Here is a 25794-nt window from a genome sequence, read left to right on the forward strand (position 1 = left end):
TTACTTCAAATCGTCGGCAATAACCTGAACGATGCGTTGCGCATTCGCCGAGGTTTCAGGCGCACCGGCGTCGTTCATGACCGACACCGTGCTGGCTTCGCCCTGGCCCTTGACCAGAATGCGGAACTTGAGCGGTGCGTCGGCCTTGCCTGCCTGGCCGAAAGTAATGATCTTTGCGAAAAAGCCGGGTTCCTTGTTGGCGTTCGGTGGCACGTAGCGCACGAAGTAGATGCCGGCGCTGCGATCCCGGTCTTCCACGGTGAAGCCGGTGCGATCGAGGGCCAGGCCGACACGACGCCATGCGCGCTCGAAGCCTTCGTTGATCTGGACCGTCGGCTGACCCGCGACCGACACGATGCGTGCGGTTTGTGCCGGCGCGGCCGTCGCGGCGAGCAGCTTCGATTGCTCTTGTGTCACACCGAGCTTCACCATCAGGCGTCGCAGGAATTCGGTTTCGAGTTCAGGATCGACCGGGCGTGTCTGCCACACAGTCTGGTCCTGGCGCTGGTTGTTATAGACCTCGACCATGCCGCGGTGCGCGACGAAGATTTCGGTGCCGCTGGGGGTGCGCTCCAGCCGCGTGCGGAAGCGATCGAGTTCGCCGGTCGAGTAGACCGAATCGACCAGCTTGCCGAGGGCGCCACGGATGATGTCCTGCGGTAGCTTGGCGCGGTTTTCTGCCCAGTCGGTTTCCATGATGCCGACGTTGCGCTGCTCTGTCGTCAGCAAAAATCCGCTCTCCTGCCAAAAGTCCTTGACCGGGTCCCAAAGCTGTTCAGGCGTGCGGTTGACGACGATCCAGCGCTGCGTGCCCGAGCGCTCCATGCGCACGTCGCCGATGGCGTTGACCGAAGTCGGCAGGCCCGGTGCGTTGGCCATGCCGGTCTGATACGAGTTGGCAGAAACCGCGCCGCCTGGAACCGCGTAGCGGTTTTCGCGCGAGAGCTGTGACAGGTCGGGCGGCACCGAGAGGCTGGGCGCCTTGCCGGCGCTCTTGTAGTCGATCTTGTCGCCTTCGAGCACGGAGCAGGCCGCGAGACTGGCCACCAGAGCCAGCAGTGCAAATCGCGTAAAAAAGTTCTTCAACGTCGTCTTCCTTGTTGGAATGTTTCGATCAAATCGATGGGTCGCAGCGACCACGGCTTCAGAGCAGGTTCCGGCCAAAAGGTTGCCGGCGACTTCGATCTGCGGGAGTAAAGGTGAATTCAGTCCTTGAGCAGGCCGGTCGCGCGCAATGCGCTTTCGACTGCCGGGCGACTGGCCTCGTCGAGCTCGGTCAGCGGCAGACGCAGCGCGCCACCACACAAACCGAGTCGCGCCATCGCCCACTTCACAGGAATCGGGTTGGGCTCCACGAACAGGTTGCGGTGCAGCGGCATCAGTTCGAATTGCAGCTGCATCGCACGCTTGACGTCGCCGGCGATCGCCGCCGCGCAAAGCTCGTGCATCTTGCGCGGTGCCAGGTTGGCAGTGACGCTGATGTTGCCCTGACCGCCGCACAGCATGAGTGCCACGGCGGTCGGGTCGTCGCCGGAATACACGGCAAAGCTTTTTGGCAGATCGCGAATCAGCCACTGGGCGCGCTCGATGTTGCCTGTGGCTTCCTTGATGCCGATGATGCCCGGCACCTGAGCGAGCCGAAGCACGGTGTCATGCGCCATATCGGCGACGGAGCGGCCAGGTACGTTGTAGAGCACAACGGGCAAATCGCCGACGGCTTCGGCGATGGCCCTGAAGTGCCGGTACTGGCCTTCTTGCGTCGGCTTGTTGTAGTAGGGAACGACCTGCAGTTGCGAATCGGCGCCAACGCCTCGGGCGAACTTGGCGAGCTCGATGGCTTCTTTGGTCGAATTGGCGCCGCAGCCAGCCATGACAGGCACGCGGCCTTTGGCTTGCTCGACCGATACGCGAATGATTTCGCAGTGCTCTTCGACGTCGACGGTCGGCGATTCGCCGGTGGTGCCGACCACGCCGAGGCAATCCGTGCCTTCGTCGATGTGCCAGTCGATGATGCGACGCAGTGCGGGGTAATCGACACTGCCGTCGTCGTGCATCGGCGTAACGAGCGCGACAATGCTGCCTGTCAGTTGCTCCAAGGGGGTCTCTTTGTCGGTTGGACGAAAACCGGCATTCTACTTAAGGCCTAGCCGGTGCCCCGAGCAGGTGCCGTAGTGGGATTCCCGACCCGTCCAGCCGCACGGCCGCGATGCGTTGAACGAACCGCGGCGGCGTCGCCTCGTAGCCATGTTCGTAGGCCACGACGCCCAGTCCGGCGCAGGCCGCGATCAGTTCGCCCGGCTGCAGCAGAAAGTCGGGCCGCGACGGCTTGCCGATCGTTTCGTTGCCGGCCGCGAAGGTCTCGTACAGAAGCACGCCGCCTGGAGCGACAGCCGCAACGATGTCGGGCAGCCGGGGTCGCCAAAGGTAGTTGGTGACGACGACCACGTCGAAGTTTTCTCCGACGAAGGGCCACGGTCCGGCTTCGATGTCTGCCTGCAGGGCGCGGCCCCAGCGTGCTGCCGATGCGACGGCGTCGGGTGCGCGGTCCACGCCTGTCACTGCATGGCCGCGATCCGCAAACCACCGCAGATGCCGGCCCGCGCCGCATGCCACGTCCAACACGCGGCCGCCTGCAGGGACAAGGTGCGACCAACGCACGATCCATGCGGACGGCTGTGACATCGCGCCATCGATGGCGTTCGGCGCCGTGCTCAAAAGCATGCCCAGAGCTGATCGATCAACGTCACCATGAACGTTGGGCGCGCATAGAGCATGAACACGGCGCCCAGCGCGACCAGTGCGATCGCCCAGGCCAGAGCGGTAACGAGACGAGGATGCTGCAAGCGGTTCATGCAGTTCAGGCGAGTTGCGGCATCGGCCGCGCGATGGCGTTTTCCTTGACCGGCAAATTGATCAGCGCAGCGAACACCCCCAGCGCGATCGCGATGTACCAGACGACGTCGTAGCTGCCGGTGCGGTCGTAGAGAAAACCACCCAGCCAGACGCCGAGGAACGAGCCGACCTGATGGCCCAGAAACACGAAGCCGCTCAGCATCGACAAGTGCGCCACGCCAAAGATTTGCGCCACCAGCGCATTGGTCACCGGCACCGTCGACAGCCACAAAAAGCCGATGACGGCAGCGAAGACGTAGACGGACAGAGGTGACACCGGCACGATCAAGAACAGCGTTATCGCGATGGCCCTGCCGAAGTAGATGGCCGCCAGGATCTTCCGCTTGGCCAGCTTCTGGCCGAGCGAGCCGGCGACGTAAGTGCCAAACACATTGAAGAGGCCAATGAGAGCGAGCGAATAACTTGCTACCTCGGGCGACAGACCTTTGTCGCGCAGATAGCTCGGCATGTGCACGCCTATGAACACCACCTGGAAGCCGCACACGAAGTAGCCCGCCATCAGCAGGCCGAAGCTCGGATAACGAAAAGCTTCCATCACCGCCTGCGCGATGGTTTGCTCCCGGTGTCCGGCGACAACCACGCGTGCCGGCTCGCGCAGGCCGAACGCGAGCGGCACGACCAGCAGCACCAGCGCGGCCAGCACCAGCAACGCCGTATGCCAGCCGAGTTGCGCGATGAGTTGCCCTTCGATCGGCACCATCAAAAACTGTCCGAACGAACCGGCCGCTGCGGCCACGCCCATCGCCCACGAACGGCGCTCGGCCGGAATCTGTCGGCCGATCACGCCGTAGATCACCGCGTAGGTGGTGCCGGCCTGCGCTGCGCCGATCAACACCCCGGCGGTCATCGCGAACAGCAGCGGCGTGGGCGAGAGCGCCATGCCGGCCAGCCCGACCGCGTACAGGACCGCGCCGATCAGCAGCACCCTGAAGGCGCCCAGCTTGTCGGCCAGCATGCCGGCGAAAACACCGATCACGCCCCACGAGAGGTTCTGGATCGCGATGGCGAGCGAGAAGGTCTGGCGCGTCCAGCCCTGCTCTTGCGTGATCGGCTGCAACCACAGGCCGAAGCCGTGGCGAATGCCCATGGAGAGCGTGACGATCATGGCGCCGCACAGCAGGACCTGGAACATCGAAAGGGGGCGGGCGGTGGCATTCATCCGCAAAATGTAGCCGCAAGCGCAGAGGCCGACATCTGTATGTCCATCCAGCTTTACGTGAGTGGACGCATACAATCCGCGGCCATGGCTACCCCAGTTTCATCCGCTTCCTCCAGCAAGTCCGCGCCGCCCGCCTACTCAGAAGGCTCCATCCGCGTCCTGAAAGGCCTCGAGCCCGTCAAGCAGCGGCCGGGCATGTACACCCGCACCGACAACCCGCTGCACATCATTCAGGAAGTGCTCGACAACGCAGCCGACGAGGCACTCGCGGGCCATGGCAAGAAGATCAAGGTCACGATGCACGCCGACGGGTCGGTCGGCATCGAAGACGATGGCCGCGGCATTCCGTTCGGCATGCACCCGGAAGAAAACGCGCCGGTGGTCGAGCTGGTGTTCACCCGGCTGCATGCCGGCGGCAAGTTCGACAAGGGCTCGGGCGGCGCGTACAGCTTTTCCGGTGGCCTGCATGGCGTGGGCGTGTCGGTGACCAATGCCCTGTCGACGCGGCTCGAAGTGAGCTCGCACCGCGAAGGCTCGTCGGCGCGGCTGACCTTCAGCGCCGGCGACGTGATCGAGCCGCTGGTCATCCGTCCGCTCGAGGCCGGCGAGCGCCGCCAGGGAACCAGCGTGCGCGCCTGGCCCGACGCCAAGTATTTCGAGACAGCTGTGCTGCCGATGGCCGAGTTGACGCACCTGTTGCGCAGCAAGGCGGTGCTGATGCCGGGCGTCACCGTGACGCTGGTCATCGAAAAGACCAAGGAGACCCAGCAGTGGCTCTACAAGGGGGGCCTGCGCGACTACTTGATGCAGAGCCTGCACGGAGACCCGGTCATTCCGTTGTTCGAAGGCGCCGGTCATGCCGACAAAAACGCCGATAACTTCGCCGAAGGCGAGGGGGCCGAATGGTGCGTGGCCTTCACCGAAGACGGCGCTCCGGTACGCGAGAGTTACGTCAACCTGATTCCCACCAGCGCCGGCGGCACGCATGAAAGCGGACTGCGCGACGGGCTGTTTACCGCGGTGAAGGGATTCATCGAGCTGCATTCGCTGCTACCCAAGGGCGTCAAGCTGCTGCCCGAAGACGTGTTCGCGCGGGCCTCCTATGTGCTGAGTGCCAAGGTGCTCGATCCGCAATTCCAGGGTCAGATCAAGGAACGACTCAACTCGCGTGACGCGGTGCGGCTGGTGTCGAGCTTCGTGCGGCCCGCGCTGGAGCTGTGGCTCAACCAGCATGTCGACTATGGAAAACGACTGGCTGAACTGGCCATCAAGGCCGCGCAGTCGCGCCAGAAAGCGGGCCAGAAAGTCGAGAAGCGCAAGGGCTCCGGCGTCGCGGTTCTGCCCGGCAAACTGACCGATTGCGAGAGCAAGGACATCAGCCACAACGAAGTGTTTCTGGTCGAGGGCGACTCGGCCGGTGGCAGCGCCAAGATGGGCCGCGACAAGGAATCGCAAGCCATCCTGCCGTTGCGCGGCAAGGTGTTGAACACCTGGGAAGTGGAGCGCGACCGGCTCTTCGCCAACAACGAAATTCACGATATTTCGGTCGCCATCGGCGTCGATCCGCACGGACCCGACGACACCCCGGACATGAGCGGCCTGCGCTACGGCAAGGTCTGCATCCTGAGCGATGCCGACGTCGATGGTTCGCACATCCAGGTGCTGCTGCTGACGCTTTTCTTTCGTCACTTTCCCAAGCTCATCGACGCCGGTCACGTGTACGTCGCCAAGCCGCCGCTGTTTCGCGTCGATGCGCCGGCGCGTGCCAAGAAGCCGGCTTCGAAGGTCTATGCGCTGGACGAAGGCGAGTTGGTTGCCATCCTCGACAAGCTGCGCAAGGACGGCGTGCGCGAAGGCGCCTGGAGCATCAGCCGCTTCAAGGGGCTGGGCGAAATGAACGCCGAACAGCTATGGGAAACCACGCTCAACCCGGACACGCGGCGCCTGATGCAGGTGCGGCTGGGGCGGCTCAGCTTCGCCGACACACAGGGCGAGATCACCAAGCTGATGGGCAAGGGCGAGGCCGCCGCCAGACGCGAGCTGATGGAGTTGCGGGCCGATGACGTCGAGATCGACGTTTAGCTTTCGGACCGCGGCAGTCGCTCTGCTGTTGGCGCTGGGCCAGCACGCCGCGATGGCGGCCGACATCTTCGGCTACATCGACGAAAAGGGCGTGGCGCATTTCGCGGCCGAGAAACTCGACTCGCGCTACCAGATCTTCTTCAAGGGCGGCCAGAGTTTCGACACGGCCAATGGCCTGGGCCGGCGCGGCAGGCCGGATGCGGTGAGCGGCATGGTGCCGCCCGCTTCGCAAACGTTGATCGCGCTGTTCGAGGCATCGCCGACTTACAAGACCGCGAAGACCGCCTTGCGCGACGCGTCGCAGCGCCACGCAATCGACTACGAGCTGCTGCAGGCGTTGATCGCGGCCGAGTCGGGTTTCGATGCGCAAGCGGTCTCGCCGAAGGGCGCCATCGGCCTCATGCAATTGATGCCCGCCACCGCGCAGCGTTACGGTGTGCAATCCGACAAGAAGAGCAGCGTCGAGACCAAGCTGTTCGATCCGCGGGTGAACATCGCGGCCGGATCGCGTTATCTGCGTGATTTGATATCGATGTTCCCGGGCGAGCTCGACCTGGCCATTGCGGCCTACAACGCGGGCGAGGGCGCGGTGCAGCGTGCCGGCAACAAGATTCCCAATTACAAGGAGACGCAGAATTACGTGAAGACGGTGCTGCAGCTCTATGCTTATCTGAAGCCGGATGCCGGCGCCACGTACGGCGCTCGTGGCGGCAAAGTGCCCGGTCGGGTGCGCATGGAAATCGGCGGGGCGCTGGGACGCGGCAACATGCCGCCGGCGCAACGCGCGCAGATGCCGACCATGCCCTACGCGCCGCAAACGTCGGCCGAGCCGTCGACGCCTTTGGCTTTGCCTTCGTCTGTCCCTTCGCCTTCTCTGCCCCGTGCGGCCTTGCCCATGACCCCGCCGCCGACCTCGCCCTACATGCCCGAGGTGCCGGTGATGGCACCGCCGGCCACCCAGTAACCTTTTTTTCTTCGAACCGACTGTGACGATGGACTCCCAACCTCCGCTCGACCTCACGAGCCCGCCCGACAGCGATGGCGACGGCACCACGCTGACCCTGGCCGACTACGCCCAGACCGCCTACCTCGAATACGCGCTCAGCGTGGTCAAGGGCCGCGCGCTGCCCGATGTGTCCGATGGCCAGAAGCCGGTGCAGCGGCGCATCCTCTATTCGATGTCACGCATGGGGCTCGGCTTCGGCGGCACGAATGGGGCAGTGGGCGCAAAACCGGTCAAGTGCGCGCGGGTGGTGGGCGACGTGCTCGGCCGCTTTCATCCGCACAGCGACCAGGCCGCCTACGACGCGCTGGTGCGCATGGCGCAAAACTTCTCGCAGCGCTATCCGCTGGTCGACGGCCAGGGCAACTTCGGCAGCCGCGACGGCGACGGCGCCGCGGCCATGCGCTACACCGAGGCACGGTTGGCGCGCATCACCAGCCTGTTGCTCGACGAGATCGACGAAGGCACGGTCGACTTCATCCCCAACTACGACGGCAGCACGGAAGAGCCGCGCCTGCTGCCCGCACGCCTTCCGTTCACTCTGCTCAATGGAGCGAGCGGCATCGCGGTCGGCCTGGCCACCGAGATCCCGAGCCACAACCTGCGCGAGATCGCCGACGCCTGCGTGGCGCTCATCAAGACGAACGGCAAGCTGAGCGAAGAAGAGTTGCTGGCCATCGTGCCTGGCCCGGATTACCCCGGAGGCGCGCAGATCATCAGCCCCGCCAGCGACATCGCCGAGGCCTACCGCACCGGCCGCGGCTCGCTCAAGGTCCGCGCGCGCTGGAAGATCGAAGAGCTGGCGCGCGGCCAGTGGCAGCTGGTCGTCAACGAGCTGCCGCCCGGCGTCAGCACGCAGAAGGTGCTCGAGGAAATCGAGGAGCTCACCAATCCGAAGATCAAGGCCGGCAAGAAAGCGCTGAGCGCCGATCAGACGCAGCTCAAGGCCGCATTGCTGTCGGTGCTGGACGTGGTGCGCGACGAGTCGAATAAGGACGCGGCGGTGCGACTGGTGTTCGAGCCCAAGACGTCACGCATCAGCCAGGAAGATTTCGTCACGACGCTGCTGGCGCAGACGTCGCTGGAAACCTCGTCGTCGATCAACATGACGATGGTCGGCATCGATGGCAAGCCGACGCAGAAGTCGCTCAGGCAGATGCTCAACGAGTGGATCGCCTTCCGCGAGATCACCGTCGAGAAGCGCTCGCGCCATCGCCTGAGCAAGGTACTGGACCGCATCCACATTCTCGAAGGCCGGCAGCTGGTGCTGCTGAACATCGACGAAGTGATCGCGATCATTCGCGCGGCCGACGACCCGAAAGCGGCGTTGATCGCGCGCTTCGCCCTGAGCGAGCGGCAGGCCGAGGACATCCTCGAAATCCGCTTGCGTCAGCTGGCGCGGCTCGAAGCGATCAAGATCGAGCAGGAGCTCAAGGGCCTGAAGGAAGAGCAGAAAAAGCTCGACGACATTCTGGGCAGCCCGACTGCATTGCGTCGCTTGCTAGTGAAAGAAATCGAAGCCGACGCCAAGCTCTTCGAAGACCCGCGCCGCACTTTGATCCAGGCCGAGAAGCGCGCCGTCGCCGAGGTCAAGGTGATCGATGAGCCGGTTACCGTGATCGTGTCGCAGAAGGGCTGGGTCCGCGCGCAAAAGGGCTGGGCCAGCGAGAAGGTGGTCGCGGGCACGACGCCTGCAGAGTACGCATTCAAGTCCGGCGATGCGCTCTATGCCGTCTTCGAATGCCGAACGATCGACACGCTGCTCGTGTTCGGCACGGCCAAAGAGAAGGGCGTCCGCGTCTACACCGTGGCGGTGGCATCGCTGCCCGGCGGCCGGGGCGACGGACAACCCGTGACGACGCTGATCGAGCTCGACAGCGGCACCCAGGTCGCGCACTATTTCGCGGGCCCGGCCAGCGCCAGCCTGTTGCTCGCCAATACCGGCGGCTATGGCTTCATCGCGACGGTCGACAGCATGATGTCGCGCCAGCGCGGCGGCAAGGCCTTCTTCGACGTCGGCGAGGGTGAGCAGCTCTGCCGTCCTTCGCTGGTGCACATCGGCGAAAAAAGCGCTCTTGGGGGCGAAGCGATACCCGCCGCCACGCACGTGGCCTGCGCATCGACCGGCGGACGCATCCTGACCTTCGAGATCGCCGAGATGAAGAACCTGCCGAAGGGCGGCCGCGGACTGACCCTGATCGACCTCGAAGCCAAAGACACACTGGCCGGTGCGGCCGCCTACACGCGCAGCGTAAAAATCGAAGGCATCGGCCGCGGCGGCAAGGAACGCGACGAGACCCTGGAGATTCGTACCCTCAACAATGCGCGCAGCAGCCGTGGCCGCAAGGGCAAGGCGGCGGACCTCGGCTTCAAGCCGACCAGCGTCGTCCGCGTTTTATAAGCACGGCAAGAAAGAAACGGCCATGGAATTCGGCGTCGTCGGCATCTCGTTTTTTCTGGTGGCATGCATCGGCAGCTTCGCGTTGTCGCGTTGGCTCAGCAGGCGCCGTCGTGCAGACCGGCGCAACCGCGAGCGCGCTGCCAGCGAGGCGGTGCAGAGTCGCCAGGTTCGTCGCGCGCGGCAACGGCGCGGCGGGTAGCAGCCGCGCCGTCGGGTGGCAAAGTCGCAGTCGGCAGAGCCGCCGACATGTCAGGCGTCCGAGGCGTCTCAGGCGGACATCAGCGGTCCGTTGCCGCCGGTCATAGGTGCGTCTACCGCCGACATGCCAGCCGCGATCACAGCCAGCAGTGTGTCGCCGAAGCCGCCGCGCGCGCGGGCATTCCGACGCGCGCTGGTGCTCACGCGCGGGGCCGCGCTCCACGCGATGCGGGCACCCGCCGCCTGAAGCGCTTCGACCAGCGCCACGTCTTCGCTGCAAGCCAGCGGCCTGAAGCCGCCCACGCGGCGATACGCTTCGGCCGACACGCCCAGGTTGGCGCCGTGAATGTGGCGGTGCCCGTCGGCATCCGTGTAGGTGCGGGCGAAATGTTCGCGAATGAATTCACTGTGAGCGCCGTGTGCGCTCCAGTCGTCGATGCCGATCGAGCCGCACACTGCGTCCGCCTCCTGCGCCAGTTGCTTCACCAGCCAGTCGGGCGAAACGATGGTGTCTGCATCGGTAAAAGCGAGCCATCGCGCGCCGTCGTCCAGCATGCGGGTGGCACCGGCCGCGCGTGCCATGCCGACGTTGCGGACAGACAGCGGCAAGGTCGTGACGTCGTGCGCTGCGCCGTAGGTTTCGACGATGGAGCCGGTGGCGTCGTCGCAGCTGTCGAGCACCACCATCACGCGCACCGGCTCGCAGTTCAGTGCCGGATGAGTGGCCGCCTGCGTCACGGCGGCCAGCGTGGCGCCGATGTGCTCGGCCTCGTTGTGTGCGGGGATGACGATGCCGATCATCGAATGCCTTCCAGTTGTGCCACCGAACGGCTGTCGCGGGACCACACCCGCAACAGGAAATCGTCTTCGTCGTGGCGCACGCATTGCGAAAGGCCGATGTCGGCCAGGGCGGCGTGCACCGCTTCCGTGGAAAGAGCGCGCTCCGAGAAGTCGGGCCGCCAATCGCAAGCGACCAGCACCCCTTCTGCAGCAAGCGACGCGGCGCAGCAACGCGCCACACGGTGCATGGCCGCGGCGTCGAGAAAGTAGCCGACCTCGCTCAACACGATGAGGTCGAAGGGCGCGTCGGCAGCAGGCCAGTCGCGCGGCAGAACGTGTTTGTCGACGCGCACGTTGTCTAGTGCTTCGGTGCGCTCGCGTGCAGCGGTCACGGCGTTGTCGGAGAAGTCGCTTGCCAGCACGTGGTCGCAGCGCGAGGCGAGTTCGACCGTCAGCTCGGCCGCTCCGCAGCCTGGCTCATAGGCGCGGCCGTAGCGTGGGTGCGGCAACGCGGCCATCAGCACGGCCCGCTTGCGCTGCTCGTACCAGCGCGTGCGCAACGCGTACGGGTCGGCGCTGTGGCCGTACATCGCGTCGAAGTACGCAGTCTTGTCGGTCATCGGGGCAGGCGCGGTCATTCGAAGACCACCTCGAACGGGCGCGCCGCGCGTGCGACCGTCGTGCTGCGAAGGATCGGTCCGGCTCCGGTCGACGCGTCGGGCAAGAGCTGGCTGCTGAAGGCCTGCACCGCATGGCGCTTGCGCTCGGCAGCGTCGGCATCGAGCACGATGCGGCGCGCGCGACCCCAGGGGAGACGCGTGTCGGCGGGCTTGGCCCAGTGCCACGCCCACACTGGCACCTCGATAAGGCGTGCACCGCTGTGCAGCGACGCCACGGAACAGGCATCGCCGGTGGCTTCATGGTCCGGATGGCCGTCGCGACGCCAGGTAGTGAAGAGCACGTCGTCGGCCGTGAGCAGCGGCGCAAGCCGTTCAGCGAGCAAATCGCGATAGCCTTCGATCTGGCCATCGGGCAGGCCGAGTCGCACGGGCTCGGTAGCGATGCCGAGCCGATGCAATGCGATCCGGCTTTCATGCGGCCGCTCGCGCACCAGCCGGTCTACCGGCCATTCGGTAGAGCCGACATGGCTCGCAGTGCCGTCGGTGACGGCGACGATCAACACGGGTGCGCCGAGCCGGGCGAGCTGCGCTAGCAGCCCGCCGACCGCGAGGATTTCGTCGTCCGGATGCGGCGCCACCACCACCGCACGTGCGCCGTGCGGCACCATCTCGCTCGCCGTCAGGGCGGGCAGTTGCACGAGGCGAGGCCAGCCCAGCCATTCGGCTTCAGTGGTGCCGACGCCTTCGATGGCACGGTCGTTTGGCACGGAGATCACAGCATCCATGACGCGGCTTTCGATTCAAGCGCCAGCGCGCCGAGCGACGCCAGATCCCGCTCGGCGTGGCTTTGTCGGAGGAATACCGGCAAGTCGGCCATGGCTCGGGCGAAGCGCGCGTCGCGGCACAGCGGCCCGGCACCGAGTGCCCGGCCCGCGTGGTGGATCACTTCTTCGGCAGCATGCTCGACCACCAGCCGCGCACGCATGGCGACAGCTTGTGCATCGGCATCGCGGTGCGTGTCGATCCACTCCGCCGATTCCCGCAGTACCGCCGCGGCACCTGCCAGCGCCACATCGATGGCGCCGAGGTGCGCCAGCCGGTGCGGTGCCTTGCTGCCACCCGAACGCTCGTGCACGGCTCGGGCAATGCCCCAGGCGCCGCCGTACCAGCACGCAGCGATGCCGGCACCGCCGTGCCAAAAGCCGGTACGTCGCGTGTAGTCACCGGGCTGGCCGAGTTGCGTGGCATGCGCGCCATCGAAGCGGACATCGACGCTCGCGCTGCCCGCCATGCCGACGGCGTGCCAGCCTTGTTCTGTCACCGTGACGCCCGGTTGCTGCATGGACACCGCAGCGAGGCAGGGCTCGCCGGCAGCGTTCCATCCGCTGACGACGGCGTGCGTGACGCTCGCCGCACCGGAGCACCATGCCTTGGTGCCATGAAGGCGCAGAGTCGGAGAAGCGGCGTTCGTTGGAGACAGCGACGAAGCCGAATCCGCGATGGATCGGGAGAAGTCTCGATGCGCTTCGAAAGCGACGCGAGCGTCCGGTGGCTCGGCACACCAGGTCGCCCACAGCGAGCCGTCCGGCGCGTCGCCTCCGAGTTCCGCCAGGATGGCGAGCGCATCGGTGTGACCTTCGAACAGCTTGACCAAAGAGAGATCGTGCGCCGCGACCGCCGCGAGTGCACGCCACCGCTTCAACGTTTCGCCTGCGCCCGGCAGGGGCAGGCGATCTGCGCCAGCTTCGACCAGCGCTGCCAGCGCCAGATCGTCGCCATATTGCTTTTGCAGGCGCTCGAATCGGTCGTCGGTCACGGCAGCAAGCATCGGGTGGTCCCTTGGTCTCTTTGTTGTCTGGTTGTCGTGTTGCGCAGCGGAGTGAGCTTTGAGTTGCCCGCGAAGTGGAAGGACCGTACGTGTGCGTTCGAACGCGTCCCGTCGGCGCAGCGCGCCGCCGTTTGTAGGGCGGCGCATCGGCCATGTCGTAGGTCCTTAGCCCATGCGATGCGCCTGGCGCCGATGGCTGCAGGTGCGTTGCCGAATCTCCCGCATTGGTCATAGGCCGTCCGACGCATTGCCGCTTGGGGCGGCCCATGAAAACATCCCGCGCTGGACAACGAGGACCCGGATGGACGACACCATCAAGCAGCTGGTCGCGGAGCGCCGCATCGCACTCGAAGGCACCGACGACGGGCGCCGGCCGTGGGGTCTCGCGTTGTCGGGCGGCGGCATCCGTAGCGCTACCTTCTGCCTCGGCATGCTGAAGGCGCTGGCACGACGAAGACAACTCCTCAGGTTCGATCTGCTCTCGACGGTTTCGGGCGGCGGCTACATCGGCTCGACCTTCGGCCGCCTGTGCACGCGCGCCACGACGCCGGACGAAGTGCGCGCGGTCGAAGGCGCCTTCGCCGAAGTCGACAACGTGCGCTTCGGCTGGTGGCTGCGCAGCAATGGGCGCTACCTGATTCCGGGCGGCATGCGCGACACGCTCTTCGCTGTCGCGCTGTACCTGCGCAACCTGCTCGGCACGCACATCGAGATTGCGATTGCGGCGTGCCTCATCGGCCTGGGGCTCGCCTGTGTCGACCTGGGCCTGTGGGAAGCGATGGCACGCACCGTCGATCTCGACAACGCCGAGACGGTGATCGCGCCGGTGCGCTGGGCCACGCAACTGCCCACGCTCTGGCTGATGCTGCTGGTGCCCTGGGCGCTGTCGATCGTGCTGGCCGATGCGTACTGGTCGGTGCGCGACCGGCCGTCTGTAGGGGCCATCTTCGGCATGATGGCGCTGTGGTGCGCGCTCTCTGGCGCCGCGTTCTATGTCGGCCCGACGCTGGAGCTGCAATACAGCGCGCCGGTGTGGCTGGTGCCGGCTTTCGGCGGCTTCGCGGCAACCTGGGTGATCGCGCTCGGATGGGTGCTCTATCGAACCCTGCGCGGATGCGCGGCGGCCGCGATGCGCAATGAACTCACCGACACGCTGGCCTCGATGCTGTACCTGATGCTGGTGCTCGGATTGCTCGGCGCACTCGATCGCAGTGCCTGGTGGCTGGCCGCGGAAACGCGCGAAACGCGGGCCTCGTATGGCGGCGTTCTGCTGATCGGCGCGGCCGCGCTGCGCGGTGTGTTGCCCATGCTCTACAGCGGCAAGAGCGAGCTGCCGGGCGTCGGTCGTCAGCTGCTGATGACGCTCGGAAGCTTGTTCGGATTGATCGTCGCTTTCTGCCTCGCTGCATGGTGGATCGCGGTGCTCTACGCGGGCGTGTTGCTCCCCGTGTTCACTGAAGATGGGCTGGAGTTTTCGCGGGGCTGGGTCTGGCTTGCGACGATATTCGTCATCGTCTTCGGCTATGCGTGGACGACGGGGCGCAACTTTGCATTTCTCAATTTGTCGTCGCTGCACATGTTCTACAAGGCGCGCATCGTGCGCGGCTATCTGGGTGCGGCCAACAAGCATCGACTGGGTGCCAATCCGCTCGATGGGTTGTCTGCGTTGTCGCCGCCGGAGGTGCCGGTCGGCGCGGTCGACGACGACGACGACCTGGCACAACTCAAGTACGCGCCGCACCGCTTCGGCGGACCCGTGCACTTCATCAACGTGTGCATCAACCAGACGCACGACCCCAAGCAGAAGCTCTTCAACCGCGATCGCAAGAGCCTTCCGCTGACCATCGGCCCGCTGGGCTGGATGCAGGCCGTCGGTGCGCCCTGGGCCAAGGCGCATGGCGATGCGGCGCTCACGGTGGGTGCATGGACGGCCATCTCCGGCGCGGCGTTCGCACCCGGACTGGGCCGCATGACCAAGCGCGGCATCGCGGCGTTGTCGGTGTTCGCGGGACTGCGGCTGGGCTACTGGTGGAACAGCGCGAAGGCCGGCATCCTGCAGGTTGGTGCGGCGCGGCATGCGACGACCTTCCTGATGAAGACGCGCTTCATGCTGTTCGAATGCTTCGGTGCTTTTCCGGGCAGCGGATCGGCGAATTGGTACCTGAGCGACGGCGGTCATTTCGAGAATACCGGCGTCTACGCGCTGCTGCGGCAGGAGGCCGAACTCATCGTCGTGGCCGACTGCGGCGCCGACCCCAACTACCGCTTCAACGATCTTGAAAACCTCATCCGCCGCGCCCGCATCGACCTCAGTGCCGACATCGTTCTGTTGAAGCCGTGCGTCGATGCCGACTGGCCCTACGTCGGCGTGTTCGGCTCGCTCAACGACCTGGCGTCGACCAACAGCCAGGCGTGCCTTGCGCTGGCGCGCATCGACTATGAGAGCGGCCTGCGCGGCCACATGGTGCTGGTCAAACCCAACATGTCGGCCGAGCTGCCGGTCGATCTCGTCAACTTCAAGGCGGCGAATCCGCTCTTTCCGCAGCAGCCCACAACCGATCAGTTCTTCGACGAGGCGCAGTGGGAAAGCTATTTCAGGCTCGGTGCTGAAATCGGAAACCGTCTCGACGGCGAGATGCTGTCGCGCATCGCTCACGGCACGCACGACCTGTTCAAGATCGACGACGGGCAGATCGGGCCGGCGCTGGCACATGCGAACGCCGTCAGCGCGGTGAACGCGGCCAATGCGGCCGCAGCGACCGGCGCCGGTGGCGCCAATGGCGCAGTCGCCACCGTCAGCCGGCTGCAGGCCCGCGTGCTCAAAGCAGGTGCCGTGACGGCATCGATCGGTATCGGCACTGCCGCCACCTTCGGTGTCGCAGCATGGCAGGGCATCGACAGCTGGCGCACGCAGGCCGTGCAAAAGCAAAGCGCGGAGGCAGCCGCGTTCAAGGACCTGACCGACCGCTGGGCCAAGCTGCGAATCAACGCACCGCCGGGCGAAGCGCCTTCGTCGTTGGCCGGCGAACTGCTGCGCACGGGCGACCTGTTGTGCCGATCGGGCAGCGACAACTTTCTGGCGAACTTCAGGTTGTCGGTGCACATCGTCGACGACGCGAAGAAAGCCTGCGCGCAAGAACTGGAGAACGCGGGCGTCGGCGTTGGCACATCGATCGACCCGGACAAAGTGAGCGTCAGCCCGGCGTGCGCGCGCCTGCTCAGCCCCGACAACGACATCGGTTGCCTGCAGGCGGCGCCGTCGACGGCCTGCGCACCGCGTTACTGGGCGCGCGACTACACCGGGGTGACGCCGGCGCAGTCGAACTGCAGCGGCATGGGCGCGGGTGCGGGGTCCTTTGCCGAAGCGCTGTGGGCCCGGTTCAGGGCGCCGTTCGAGGCGCGGCGCGTGGCGTTTCGAGGGACGGGTTCTGCGCCGGAGCCGATGCCTTTGCCTTCGCGGACACCGACCCCGTCGGCGACTGGGCCTGAGCCGGTCGGCTCGGCGACGCCACCCGCCACCGCTGCCGTACGAGAGACGCAACACCCACCGCCGTCATCGACCGCGTGCAGCGGCGCGCTGGTCTACATCCAGATCTTCGGCCCTGAATCGCGCGATGCGGCCGGTGCTTTCCGACCTGCGTGGCGCGCGTTGGGTGCTTCGGTGCCGCCGATCGAAGACGTGCTCGCCAGCGCACGCACCGCTGGCCGCTCGCCCCCCGAAGGCCATCCTGTCCCGACCATCCTGTATCACGACGCCGGTCTGCGCGCGTGTGCAGATGCGTTGGCGCAGACCGCCAAGCCGCAGTTGGGCAAGTGGCGCGTTGCAGCGTTGCCGAGTCGGCTGAATGGCGCGCCAGGGACGATCGAGGTCTGGTTGCCAAGGCCGGCGTTGTATCTGCAGACGGGTGGGGGCGGGGCAGGGCGTTGACGCTTCTTCAAGGCGTCTGCCATCGCTCCACGGTGGCATAAGGTGTTTGGCTGAGCAAGCAACAGCGACGGAAGTGCCGCTGGACAGAGGCATCAGATCGATCGCTGGTCGACCCGCTTGGAAAGTTGCTCGGCGCTCTCCCTTCGTTCGCTGTAGCGGTCCACCAGGTAGGCAGCCGAGTCGCGCGTGAGCAAGGTGAACTTCACCAATTCTTCCATCACGTCGACGATTCGCTCGTAGTACGAAGAAGGCTTCATGCGGCCCGCATCGTCAAACTCCATGAACGCCTTCGCGACTGACGACTGGTTCGGGATGGTGACCATGCGCATCCAGCGCCCCAGCACCCGCAGCTGGTTGACGGCATTGAAGGACTGCGATCCGCCCGATACCTCCATCACCGCGAGCGTCTTGCCTTGCGTGGGCCGGACCGCGCCGATGGCCAGAGGAATCCAGTCGATCTGCGCTTTCATGATGCCGGTCATCGCACCGTGTCGCTCGGGCGAGGTCCAAACCATGCCTTCGGACCATTGCGCCAGGTCGCGCAGCGCCTGCACCTTCGGATGGTCCTCTGGCGCGTCGTCCGGCATTGGCAAGCCCCGCGGGTCGAAGATGCGTGCTTCCGCGCCGAGGGCCTGCAGCAAACGTGCAGCTTCCTCGGTCAGCAGCCGGCTGTAGGAGCGCTCGCGCAGCGATCCGTAGAGCAGAAGGATGCGCGGTGCGTGCGTGGAGCGCTCGGTCGGATGCAGCTGCTGCAGATCTGCTCTGTGGAACAGCTCGGCATCGATGTTCGGGAGGTCAGGCCTTGTCGACACGCTGCCCCTTCGCGTCGACCACCGCCGCGCCGTCTTCCTTGGCAAACGCTGCCTGCTGCGGCTGCGGCAGGATGGCGAGCACCGCTTCCGAAGGACGGCACAGCCGGGTGCCGAGTGGCGTGACCACGATGGGACGGTTGATAAGGATCGGGTGCTGCAGCATGAAGCCGACGAGCTGCGCATCAGTCCACTTCGAGTCACCCAGGCCGAGGTCGTCGTAGGGCGTGCCCTTCTGCCGCAGCAGGTCGCGCACTGGCATGTCCATCGCCGCCAACAATTGATCAAGCGTTGCTCGATCAGGTGGATTCGCGAGGTACTCGATCACCTCTGGCTCCTCGCCCGAGTTGCGGATGAGCGCGAGCACGTTGCGGGAAGTACCGCAATCGGGGTTGTGATAGATCGTGATGTGAGTCATTGGGTCAGGAGCAAAAGCTGGGCGCATCGCTCAGCTCAGGCGCAGAGCGAGTGCGGCCAAAGTCACAAAGAGCACCGGCACGGTCAGCACGAGGCCGACCTTGAAGTAGTAGCCCCAGGAGATGGTCGTCCCCTTCTTGGCCAGCACATGCAACCAGAGCAGCGTCGCCAGGCTGCCGATGGGCGTGATCTTTGGGCCGAGGTCGCAGCCGATGACGTTGGCATAGATCATGGCTTCTTTCACCACCCCGGTAGCGGTGGAGGCCTCGATCGACAGGGCACCGATCAGCACGGTTGGCATGTTGTTCATCACCGAGGACAGCAGCGCCGTGAGGAAGCCGGTGCCCATTGCCGCGCCCCAGATGCCGCCCTGCCCAAAGATGTTCAGCAGGCCGGCGATGCGGTCGGTCAGGCCCGCGTTGCGCAGGCCGTAGACCACCAGGTACATGCCCAGCGAGAAGACCACGATCTGCCATGGCGCGTGGCGCAGGACTTTGCGCGTGCTGATCACGTGACCGCGCGCCGCCACGGCAAGCAGCAGCGCAGCAGCGACGAAGGCGACTGCGCTCACCGGCACACCCAGCGGCTCAAGGGCAAAAAACCCGACCAGCAGAAGGACGAGCACGACCCAGCCAGCGCCGAAAGTTGCCCGGTCCTTGATCGCGGCTGAGGGCGTCTTGAGCTGCACCACGTCGTAGGTAGCGGGGATGCCACGGCGGAAATACAGCAGCAGCACGACCAGGCTGGCCAGCACCGAGGCCACGTTGACCGGGGCCATCACCGCAGCGTATTCGTCAAAGCCGATCTTGAAGAAATCGGCCGAGACGATGTTCACCAAGTTCGAGACGATCAGCGGCAGGCTGGCGGTGTCGGCGATGAAGCCCGCGGCCATCACGAACGCAAGCGTCGCGGCCGGTGTGAAGCCCAGGGCGATGAGCATGGCCATGACGATCGGCGTCAGGATCAGCGCGGCGCCGTCGTTGGCGAACAGTGCCGACACCGCCGCGCCGAGCAAGACGATCAAGGCGAAGAGAAGGCGCCCTCGGCCGCCGCCCCAGCGCGCGACGTGCAACGCCGTCCATTCGAAGAAGCCGGCTTCGTCGAGTAGCAGGCTGATGATGATCACAGCCACGAAGGTGGCGGTGGCGTTCCAGACGATGCTCCAGACGACGGCGATGTCGCTGAGGTGAACAACACCCAGGACCAGAGCGATCACAGCCCCGAGCGAAGCGCTCCAACCAATGCCCAAGCCCCTCGGCTGCCAGATGACCAGGGTGAGAGTGCAAACGAACAGAAGAACCGCTGTCAGCATGCGCAGACAGCCGTGCTCGATGGAAGGCAGGGTTCGCCTTCACAGCAGTTATCGGTCAGGTAACCGAGCAGTGCGCTCATCTGATCGAAGGCCGCGCGGTAGATCAGGTTGCGGCCCTGACGTTCTTGGGAAACGAGCCCGGCATGCGTCAGCTCCTTGAGGTGAAACGACAGGCCGGTTGCCGGAACTCCGATGGCCTCTACAAGCGCCCCCGGTGTCAATCCTCCGGGACCAGCGACGACCAGGCAACGGAAAACTTGCAACCGCACCGGTTGGGCCAAGGCGGCAAGAGAGCGAACAACGGCTTCAGAATTCATTATTCAATGATAGTTGAACCATTGAATTGTTTTATGAAGGTTACGTGACGCGGCGCGAGCCCGCTCAAATTCAACGGACTTCGCAGTCGACACTGCCGCTTTTTACAGCGGCGGGGGTCGAGGGCCCCGTAGAGCTGTTGAACGTCGGTGGCGGCGTGAACTGCATGCCCGGATTGCGGGGGAGAACGACGGGTGGTTGCTGGAAGCTCGAGGTGTAGCCGAACTGTCCTGCGGAAAATGACTGCGAACCGGCAGGGTTCGTCACATGGATGAGCCCGTCCAACACTTGGACGTAAAGACCGGGCGGAAGAGTGGCAGCGCCCGGCGCTACCGGTGACGGAGCCGTAGTTCTGCCCGTGGCCGTGGGTGGCGCGTACTGGGCTATGAACGTGGTGGCCGTGGCCGGCGCGGCGGCACCCAAGGTCGACAGCAGTGCGATCAGGACGAGGGAATTTTTCATGGCTGCAGGATCAGGTTGAGGGTTCCGGCGCCTTGCAGGTCGCCCTTGGAAGTTTTGATCACCGTCGAGCCGGGGCTGCGTTTGCCCAGTGCCCCTGGCGTGCTGATAAAGCCGCCCTGCACCAGTTCGACGATCGAGCGGTCCAGCTGCGGCTGCGCCGGGTCGTAGGCGAAGCGGTTGAGCGAGATCACGGTGTCCGGCTTCATCAGGATCTCGGCGCCGTCGGTGAACTTCACCAGCGCGTACCCCTTGGATTCCGTCGTGAGGGTGTCGCCCTCGCGCACCGTCGAGCCGACGGCCAGCATCTTGGTCGAGCCCTGGGTGCCACGCGCGACCACCAGGCCGGACAGCGTGGTGATGCTGGCGACGATCGGCGCGCCGTCGGCGGTTTGAACGGACTGGGCTTGGGACGGTTGGGCCATGCTCGCTTGCGAGCAGACCGCGGCCAGGATAGACATGGCTGTTAAGCGCGCAGCGAAAAATTTGGCGGTGTTTTTCATAGGGCTTCAGTTGCAGTACATCTTTTTGACGGGCTCGTTTTTCGTGCCGGTTTTGTCGTTTGCGGCTGCAACTTCCTGGGCGACGCTTGTGGAAATGCCCTGGGCGGTTTGTGGCTCGAGGTTGGCGTAAGCGTTCGATGCGACGGTCTTGATCACCTCGTTCATGACCTGCAGGACCGGCACGACCGGCTTTGACGGCGACGGCGGCGACAGCACGATGCAGAGCGCGGAATCAGGCGCGATCGAACAGATGCTGACCGGCTGTTCAACAACTGGCGTCACCGGTGTCGTGACCACCGGCGTAGTGACCACCGGCGTTGTCGGTGCTGTCGTCGCCTTCACCTGCGCCACCGTACTTCCGGATGCGGGGTAGATCACCGACAGCGTGCCGGTCGTCTCCGGGGTGACTATCGGTGTCGTGTTGACTTGCGAAAACGTGCCGGTGCGGCCTGAGCTGGCGAGCAGGAAGTCGGCCACAGCGCCGTTGGTCGGCATGCCGCCACGCAGGGTCGAGACATTCACCGCGCCCGCCAGTTGCACAGCGCCGTTCACATTGAATTGGTCGGACGTGGCGTCGGCCAGGCGAATGTTCAACGTACCCATCGGGCCCTGCGTGTATTGGCCGTTGAGGGTCAGCGTGCCGATCTGGTCGGAACCGCCAGGCGCAACGACGCCGTTGTTGACCAGCTTGCCGCCTTCGCCGTTGATGTTGATCGTGCCGGTGCCACGGATCGTTCCTGCGTTGTAGAGGTCCACGCCGTTGTTGCTGAGCAGCGTCGCGCTCGAGGCGATCTCGATGGTGCCGGCGTTGGCGTTGGCTTGAGTGAACGCGACGCCGAAAGAGCCGCCTTCGATCTTCAGCACGCCGCCGGCGAGGTTGGTGAGCGGTGCCGGCGTCGTGCCGCTGCCGGTCTTGACGAGCGTGCCCGCGTTGAGCAACTGGCCTTGGTTTCCACCGCTGAACGCACTGGTGCCGGTAGAGTCGACTTTCAGCAACGCGCCGGCTTCGTTGTTGATCACCGTCGTGGTTGCCAGCTCGAGGCGCGAGCCGTCCCGCACGTCAACGACGCCGCCCGACTTGTTGTTGAAGACCGCGCTCAGGTTGAAGGCCAGCACGCTTGGCGAAGCCGGGCCGACGTTGACCGTGCCAAAGTTTTCCCAGGTCGCGCCACTGTCCAGCACCAGGTTCTTGACGACGTTCACCAGGCCGTACGTCGTAAGCTTGTAGCCCGAGCCCCGGATGAACGTGAAAAAGCGATCGGGGTCGTCGCTCAACTTCGGCGCGGTCGCGCCCAGCGTCACGTCGCCCAGCAGGGTCACCGTGCCCGACCACACCATGGCGCCCGCGCCAATGATGTCGACACCGCCGGCCACATTCGAGTCGCTCAGCACCAGCGAGGAGGTCGGCGCCACGGTGGCGCGGCCACCCAGGGTGCTTTGGTCAAGAGTGAGCTTGCCGGCGTCGACGATGAGGCGGCCTGTCGGGCCGTTGGTCAGCCCCGTGATCTGCTGGGCGCCGGTCGACGTTTTGACGATGTCACCGTTGTTGATCAGGCTCCCCCCATCGGTGGCGCCGGTCAATGCGAAACCGTTGCTGCCCGACAGGGTGATGCGGCCGGTGTTCGTGAGGCTCGTGGCCGGCTCGATCGAGTTGACCAGCCTGACCAGGTTGATTGAGCCGTTGTTCAGAATGTCAATCTGACCGGCATTGTTCCAGGCGCCCTTGAGCGTCTGCTCGGAATCGATCGACACGCGGCCACCCGTTTGCACATTCACCGATGCCGCGTTGATGGACGAACCCGCGCCCAGCGTCGTGGTGCCGCCGGTGATGTTCAGCGTGCCGTTGCCCAGGGCCTCACCTTGCGAGACGTCGAGGCGACCACCATTCAGGTTCACATTGGCGTTGACTGTGGCCACGTGGCCGCCCTCGCTGGTGCCGCCGAAAAAATTGTTCTTCAAGTCGAGGTCGAGCGCGCCCGAAGTGCTGGTGATGGGCGCGTTGACGGTGACGTCGTTGTGCGCCCTCAGCGTCAACCGGGCGTAGTCGCCCGCAGTCTTGGCGATGGCGGCGCTGACCACGATGTTGCCCACGCCCGCGCCACCGGCACCGGTTACCAGCGACACGCTCGTGCCCTGGTTCAGTTGCGCCGCGATCACGTCGGCCCCGACCGTCGTACCCGTCTCGGTCGACGTGATGACACCACCGTTGTTCAGGTCCGCCCCACCGCCGCCGGCCACGACTACCAGGTTGCTCGGGTCGATCAGCCATTCGCCGCCCTTGCCCACGATCGGCGCGTGCTTGACGTTCAGGCTGAGGTGCCCAGACGTGTCCACAAATCCACCGGGGCCGTTGCTGCCCGTGGCCGAGACGCGCCCGTCGATGTTGGTGTTGTCCGCGGACAGGACCACGTTGCCCCCGGAGGTTCCGTTGGCGCTGATGTCCGACGTCGAGGTTGTCTTCAGGTCGGTGGCGCGCAGGAACACGCGGCCGCCCACGCTTTCGGCGCTGCTCGCGCTGACCGTGCCTGCGTTGGTCACCAGCCCCGCGGCCAGGCCGATGCGGCCGGCGTCGGCAACGATGCGTCCGAGGTTCTTCACATCGCCCTTGGCGCCGGCGAGTTCCACGGTGACACCGGGATGGCCGGTGTCGATCAGCTGCACGTTCTGCGCGGCCGCGAGGATCACTTCCCCCTTGGGCGCGTTCAGCATGCCGCTGTTCTCCACCTTTGGCGCGACCAGGTAGATGCTGCCGCCGCTGGCGGCGTTGATGGTGCCGGCGTTGCGCACTGCGCCGGCCCCGCCACCATTTGCTGGCGACGTGAAGTTGAGGCGTCCGGCCAGGAAATCCGTGTCGCTCACGCCCAGCGTGCTGGCAATGAAGCTGCCCACGTCGATGCGCGCGCCTTGCCCCACCAGAATGCCCGACGGGTTGATCAGCCAGAGTGCGCCATTCGCCCGGATCTGCCCGTAGATCTGCGACGGGTCACCGCCGGTCACTCTCGCCAGCAGCGCTGCTGCGGCGCCCGGCTGGCGAATGTCGACCAGCGCGCCCGAGCCGACGTTGAAGGTGGAGAAATTGACCAGCGCCTGGTTGGTCGTCTGGTTGATGTTGAGCGTCGTGCCGTTCTGCACGATGGAGGCTTGGCCGCCAACGACGGTGCCGCCCATGGGCAGTGCGCCCGCTGCGATCTGGGCCAGCGCGCCGCCGGCCCCGCCGGCACAGATGGCCGCGACCACCAGCGGCAGGAAGCGGAGCTTGAAGGATTCTGTATTCATTGGCTGTCTTCCTTTTCAGAACGCGAACATCGCACTCAAATGGGTGCGCCAGTCGCCGCGCTTCTCGATGAACGAACTGCCCGACTCAAGCACGCGGGCCACGTCCAGCCGGACGCTGAAGTCGCGACTCAGGCTGTAGCGCGTGCCTACGCCGGCACTGGCCACGTTCGTGCTGCCCGGCAAATAGGTGCCCGCGGCCTTGTGGTTGGCGCCGTACCCGGCATCCACGAACACCAGGCCGCGGAGGTTGCCTGGCAGGCCAAGTCGAGCGCTCAGTTCGGGCGTGTAGAGCTCGGCGCTGAGCACCAGGCCACTGTCGGCAACCACCGCGCGCTCGTCGAAGCCCCGCACCGCGTTCGCGCCGGTGAGGCCGAATTGTTCGCTGGCCACCAGCGGCGTGTCGGTCAACTGGGCGTTGCCGGCCAGACGCACTTGCCACCCGCCCGACAAGGCTTGCAGGAAGTTGACGGCGCCGTGCGCGACCACGAAGCCGTCGCGCGTGTCGCGGTTGCCCGGCGTCAGGTACGAGTAGCGGTCGGTACGGCCGTCCAGGTTGGTGAAGCGCTGGCCGCTGGCCATGTTGCGCGACAGGCCGATGTTGTAGTTGATCGACTGGTCCACGCCCTCGCGCTGAGAGATGTACGTGACGCTGAGCGGCGTCGTCGTGTACGGCACGCACGAGGCCACCGGCGGCGTCGGGCCGGCGATGCTGAGGGGCTGGCCGTTCACGTCGCAGCGCGAGTCGATGTTCCTGCGGTCGAAGCCGAAGACGATCTTGGCGGTGCTTTCTCCGGTTCGCCCGAGAAAATGGTTGTAGCGGATGCCGACGGTCTCGCCCTTTCCGGTGAGGCCCAGCACGCCGCCGAGCGTGGGCGAGCTCGATGGCGAATTGACGCTCGAGCGGCCGTAGACCAGGTCCAGGCTGTCGCCCAGGTTGTACAGCGGGATCCGGTAGCCCACCGAATACACGCCCAGTTTCTGGCCGGACGGGCTGTCGGGCGAGGTCGTGTAGGCCAGCGTGCCCACATGGTCGAGGCCAAACAGGTTGGCATGCTGGATCGCGACGCCGGTGCGCCACCGGCCGCTGCTGGCCGTGCCCGTGTTGTCCACCGTGGCGATGATGCGCAGCGGGTTGTAGTCGACCACGGACACCTTCGCGTCGATCGTGCCGGGCAACGCGCCTTCCGCCATCGACACCGAGAGCTGCTTGGCCGGGTTGTCGTTGGCCAACTGGATCGATTCCGAGAGCTCGCCCAGGCGCGGCGGCGCGCCGGTCTTCAGCTTCATGCTCGCGCGGATGTTTTCAGTCGTGAAGTGCTCGTTGCCGACGACGGTGACCGAGGTCACCACGGCTTCGACGATGCTGATCCTGACGGTTCCGCCGACGAGTTCCTGCTCGGGAACAGTCACCTTCACGGCGGTGTAGCCGGCCTGGATGTACACGCCCTCGATGGCGTCCACGGCACGCTGCACGTCGCTGAATTCACGTTGCGCACCGGTCAGGGGCGCCAGCGCGAGAGCGATTGACTCGCTGGAGACCAGCGTGTTGCCTTCGACCAGATAGCGCGAAATCTCGAATCTGGGTACCGAAGCGGAAGGCGCCGGGTCGGCCGCTTGGACTGCAGAACAAACAAGCGCGCAAAGGGCCAGCGTCGTCAGTCGCGACGCCAACGGGAAACTGCATGAATTCATCGCATCTTTTACGGATGGCGGCGTGAACGACGGCCGCCGTGATTGTTGAAGTCGCACAAGAGCCAACGCTGGAGCAACCTTGAGCCGCGACCCTGGCCC

At 65.5% G+C, this 25794-nt stretch carries 22 protein-coding genes; 5 read left to right on the top strand and 17 right to left on the bottom strand.

The window, feature by feature from the left end; translation table 11 throughout:
* The 5 genes from bamC to H7F36_RS14090 form a co-directional block, all read right to left on the bottom strand.
* Positions 1–1086: an outer membrane protein assembly factor BamC gene (gene bamC, locus H7F36_RS14070; protein ID WP_187051406.1), complete on the bottom strand. Its 1086-nt coding sequence runs from the start codon at positions 1084–1086 to the stop codon at positions 1–3.
* 119 nt (positions 1087–1205) lie between these two features.
* Positions 1206–2054, bottom strand: coding sequence for a 4-hydroxy-tetrahydrodipicolinate synthase (gene dapA / locus H7F36_RS14075; protein ID WP_261802659.1), 849 nt, complete (start codon positions 2052–2054; stop codon positions 1206–1208).
* 82 nt (positions 2055–2136) lie between these two features.
* The gene (locus tag H7F36_RS14080; protein WP_187051408.1) at positions 2137–2682 is read right to left on the bottom strand and encodes a class I SAM-dependent methyltransferase; all 546 of its coding nucleotides are present in this window, start codon (positions 2680–2682) and stop codon (positions 2137–2139) included.
* Positions 2683–2711: 29 nt separating this feature from the next.
* Positions 2712–2852 (bottom strand): hypothetical protein, encoded by a 141-nt coding sequence (locus H7F36_RS14085; RefSeq protein WP_187051409.1) that lies wholly within the window; start codon positions 2850–2852, stop codon positions 2712–2714.
* 5 nt (positions 2853–2857) lie between these two features.
* Positions 2858–4072: an MFS transporter gene (locus tag H7F36_RS14090; protein WP_187051410.1), complete on the bottom strand. Its 1215-nt coding sequence runs from the start codon at positions 4070–4072 to the stop codon at positions 2858–2860.
* Between the two features lie 84 nt (positions 4073–4156).
* Here H7F36_RS14090 and H7F36_RS14095 point away from each other — a divergent pair, with 84 nt between their 5' ends.
* Genes H7F36_RS14095 through H7F36_RS14110 form a run of 4 tightly spaced genes read left to right on the top strand, consistent with a single transcriptional unit; the run spans position 4157 to position 9757 of the window.
* Positions 4157–6154 (top strand): DNA topoisomerase IV subunit B, encoded by a 1998-nt coding sequence (locus H7F36_RS14095; protein ID WP_187051411.1) that lies wholly within the window; start codon positions 4157–4159, stop codon positions 6152–6154.
* A complete protein-coding gene (locus H7F36_RS14100) occupies positions 6132–7118 on the top strand; it encodes a lytic transglycosylase domain-containing protein (RefSeq protein WP_187051412.1) in 987 nt (328 codons plus the stop codon). The genes H7F36_RS14095 and H7F36_RS14100 overlap by 23 nt, the downstream gene beginning before the upstream one ends.
* A gap of 28 nt (positions 7119–7146) precedes the next feature.
* Positions 7147–9558 carry a DNA topoisomerase IV subunit A gene (gene parC, locus H7F36_RS14105; RefSeq protein WP_187051413.1) on the top strand — a complete coding sequence of 804 codons (2412 nt, stop codon included), beginning with the start codon at positions 7147–7149 and terminating at the stop codon, positions 9556–9558.
* A 22-nt stretch (positions 9559–9580) separates the two neighbouring features.
* On the top strand, positions 9581–9757 hold the full coding sequence (locus H7F36_RS14110) for a hypothetical protein (protein WP_187051414.1): 177 nt from the start codon (positions 9581–9583) through the stop codon (positions 9755–9757).
* A 68-nt stretch (positions 9758–9825) separates the two neighbouring features.
* Here H7F36_RS14110 and H7F36_RS14115 read toward each other — a convergent pair whose 3' ends face one another.
* From H7F36_RS14115 to H7F36_RS14130, 4 genes are read right to left on the bottom strand one after another with little or no spacing between them, the layout of a single operon-like run.
* A complete protein-coding gene (locus tag H7F36_RS14115; protein WP_187051415.1) occupies positions 9826–10557 on the bottom strand; it encodes a glycosyltransferase in 732 nt (243 codons plus the stop codon).
* Positions 10554–11174, bottom strand: coding sequence for a class I SAM-dependent DNA methyltransferase (locus H7F36_RS14120; protein ID WP_261802286.1), 621 nt, complete (start codon positions 11172–11174; stop codon positions 10554–10556). Before H7F36_RS14120 ends, H7F36_RS14115 begins: the two co-directional genes overlap by 4 nt.
* Complete coding sequence (locus H7F36_RS14125) at positions 11171–11941, bottom strand: PIG-L deacetylase family protein (protein ID WP_187051416.1); 771 nt, start codon at positions 11939–11941, stop codon at positions 11171–11173. The genes H7F36_RS14120 and H7F36_RS14125 overlap by 4 nt, the downstream gene beginning before the upstream one ends.
* Positions 11929–12984 (bottom strand): acyl-CoA dehydrogenase, encoded by a 1056-nt coding sequence (locus tag H7F36_RS14130; protein ID WP_187051417.1) that lies wholly within the window; start codon positions 12982–12984, stop codon positions 11929–11931. Before H7F36_RS14130 ends, H7F36_RS14125 begins: the two co-directional genes overlap by 13 nt.
* Positions 12985–13285: 301 nt before the next feature.
* On the opposite strand from H7F36_RS14130, the gene H7F36_RS14135 reads away from it, so the two are divergent.
* A complete protein-coding gene (locus tag H7F36_RS14135) occupies positions 13286–16912 on the top strand; it encodes a patatin-like phospholipase family protein (RefSeq protein WP_187051418.1) in 3627 nt (1208 codons plus the stop codon).
* A gap of 92 nt (positions 16913–17004) precedes the next feature.
* Here the strand turns inward: H7F36_RS14135 and arsH are convergent, their stop codons facing one another.
* The 8 genes from arsH to H7F36_RS14175 all read right to left on the bottom strand — a co-directional run bounded on the left by arsH (position 17005) and on the right by H7F36_RS14175 (position 25695).
* Complete coding sequence (gene arsH / locus H7F36_RS14140) at positions 17005–17724, bottom strand: arsenical resistance protein ArsH (protein ID WP_315971419.1); 720 nt, start codon at positions 17722–17724, stop codon at positions 17005–17007.
* Positions 17708–18139 (bottom strand): arsenate reductase (glutaredoxin), encoded by a 432-nt coding sequence (gene arsC, locus H7F36_RS14145; RefSeq protein WP_187051419.1) that lies wholly within the window; start codon positions 18137–18139, stop codon positions 17708–17710. The genes arsH and arsC overlap by 17 nt, the downstream gene beginning before the upstream one ends.
* 30 nt (positions 18140–18169) lie before the next feature.
* Complete coding sequence (locus H7F36_RS14150) at positions 18170–19450, bottom strand: arsenic transporter (RefSeq protein ID WP_187051420.1); 1281 nt, start codon at positions 19448–19450, stop codon at positions 18170–18172.
* Positions 19444–19767 (bottom strand): ArsR/SmtB family transcription factor, encoded by a 324-nt coding sequence (locus tag H7F36_RS14155; protein WP_187051421.1) that lies wholly within the window; start codon positions 19765–19767, stop codon positions 19444–19446. The genes H7F36_RS14150 and H7F36_RS14155 overlap by 7 nt, the downstream gene beginning before the upstream one ends.
* 70 nt (positions 19768–19837) lie before the next feature.
* The gene (locus H7F36_RS14160; RefSeq protein WP_187051422.1) at positions 19838–20227 is read right to left on the bottom strand and encodes a hypothetical protein; all 390 of its coding nucleotides are present in this window, start codon (positions 20225–20227) and stop codon (positions 19838–19840) included.
* Positions 20224–20727, bottom strand: a complete 504-nt coding sequence (locus H7F36_RS14165; RefSeq protein ID WP_187051423.1) for a FecR domain-containing protein — start codon at positions 20725–20727, stop codon at positions 20224–20226. Before H7F36_RS14165 ends, H7F36_RS14160 begins: the two co-directional genes overlap by 4 nt.
* A 6-nt stretch (positions 20728–20733) precedes the next feature.
* Positions 20734–24003 carry a filamentous hemagglutinin N-terminal domain-containing protein gene (locus H7F36_RS14170; RefSeq protein WP_187051424.1) on the bottom strand — a complete coding sequence of 1090 codons (3270 nt, stop codon included), beginning with the start codon at positions 24001–24003 and terminating at the stop codon, positions 20734–20736.
* Positions 24004–24018: 15 nt separating this feature from the next.
* A complete protein-coding gene (locus tag H7F36_RS14175; RefSeq protein ID WP_187051425.1) occupies positions 24019–25695 on the bottom strand; it encodes a ShlB/FhaC/HecB family hemolysin secretion/activation protein in 1677 nt (558 codons plus the stop codon).
* Positions 25696–25794: the final 99 nt, after the last annotated feature.

The organism is Variovorax sp. PAMC28562 (assembly GCF_014303735.1).
Taxonomy (GTDB): Bacteria; Pseudomonadota; Gammaproteobacteria; order Burkholderiales; family Burkholderiaceae_C; genus Variovorax.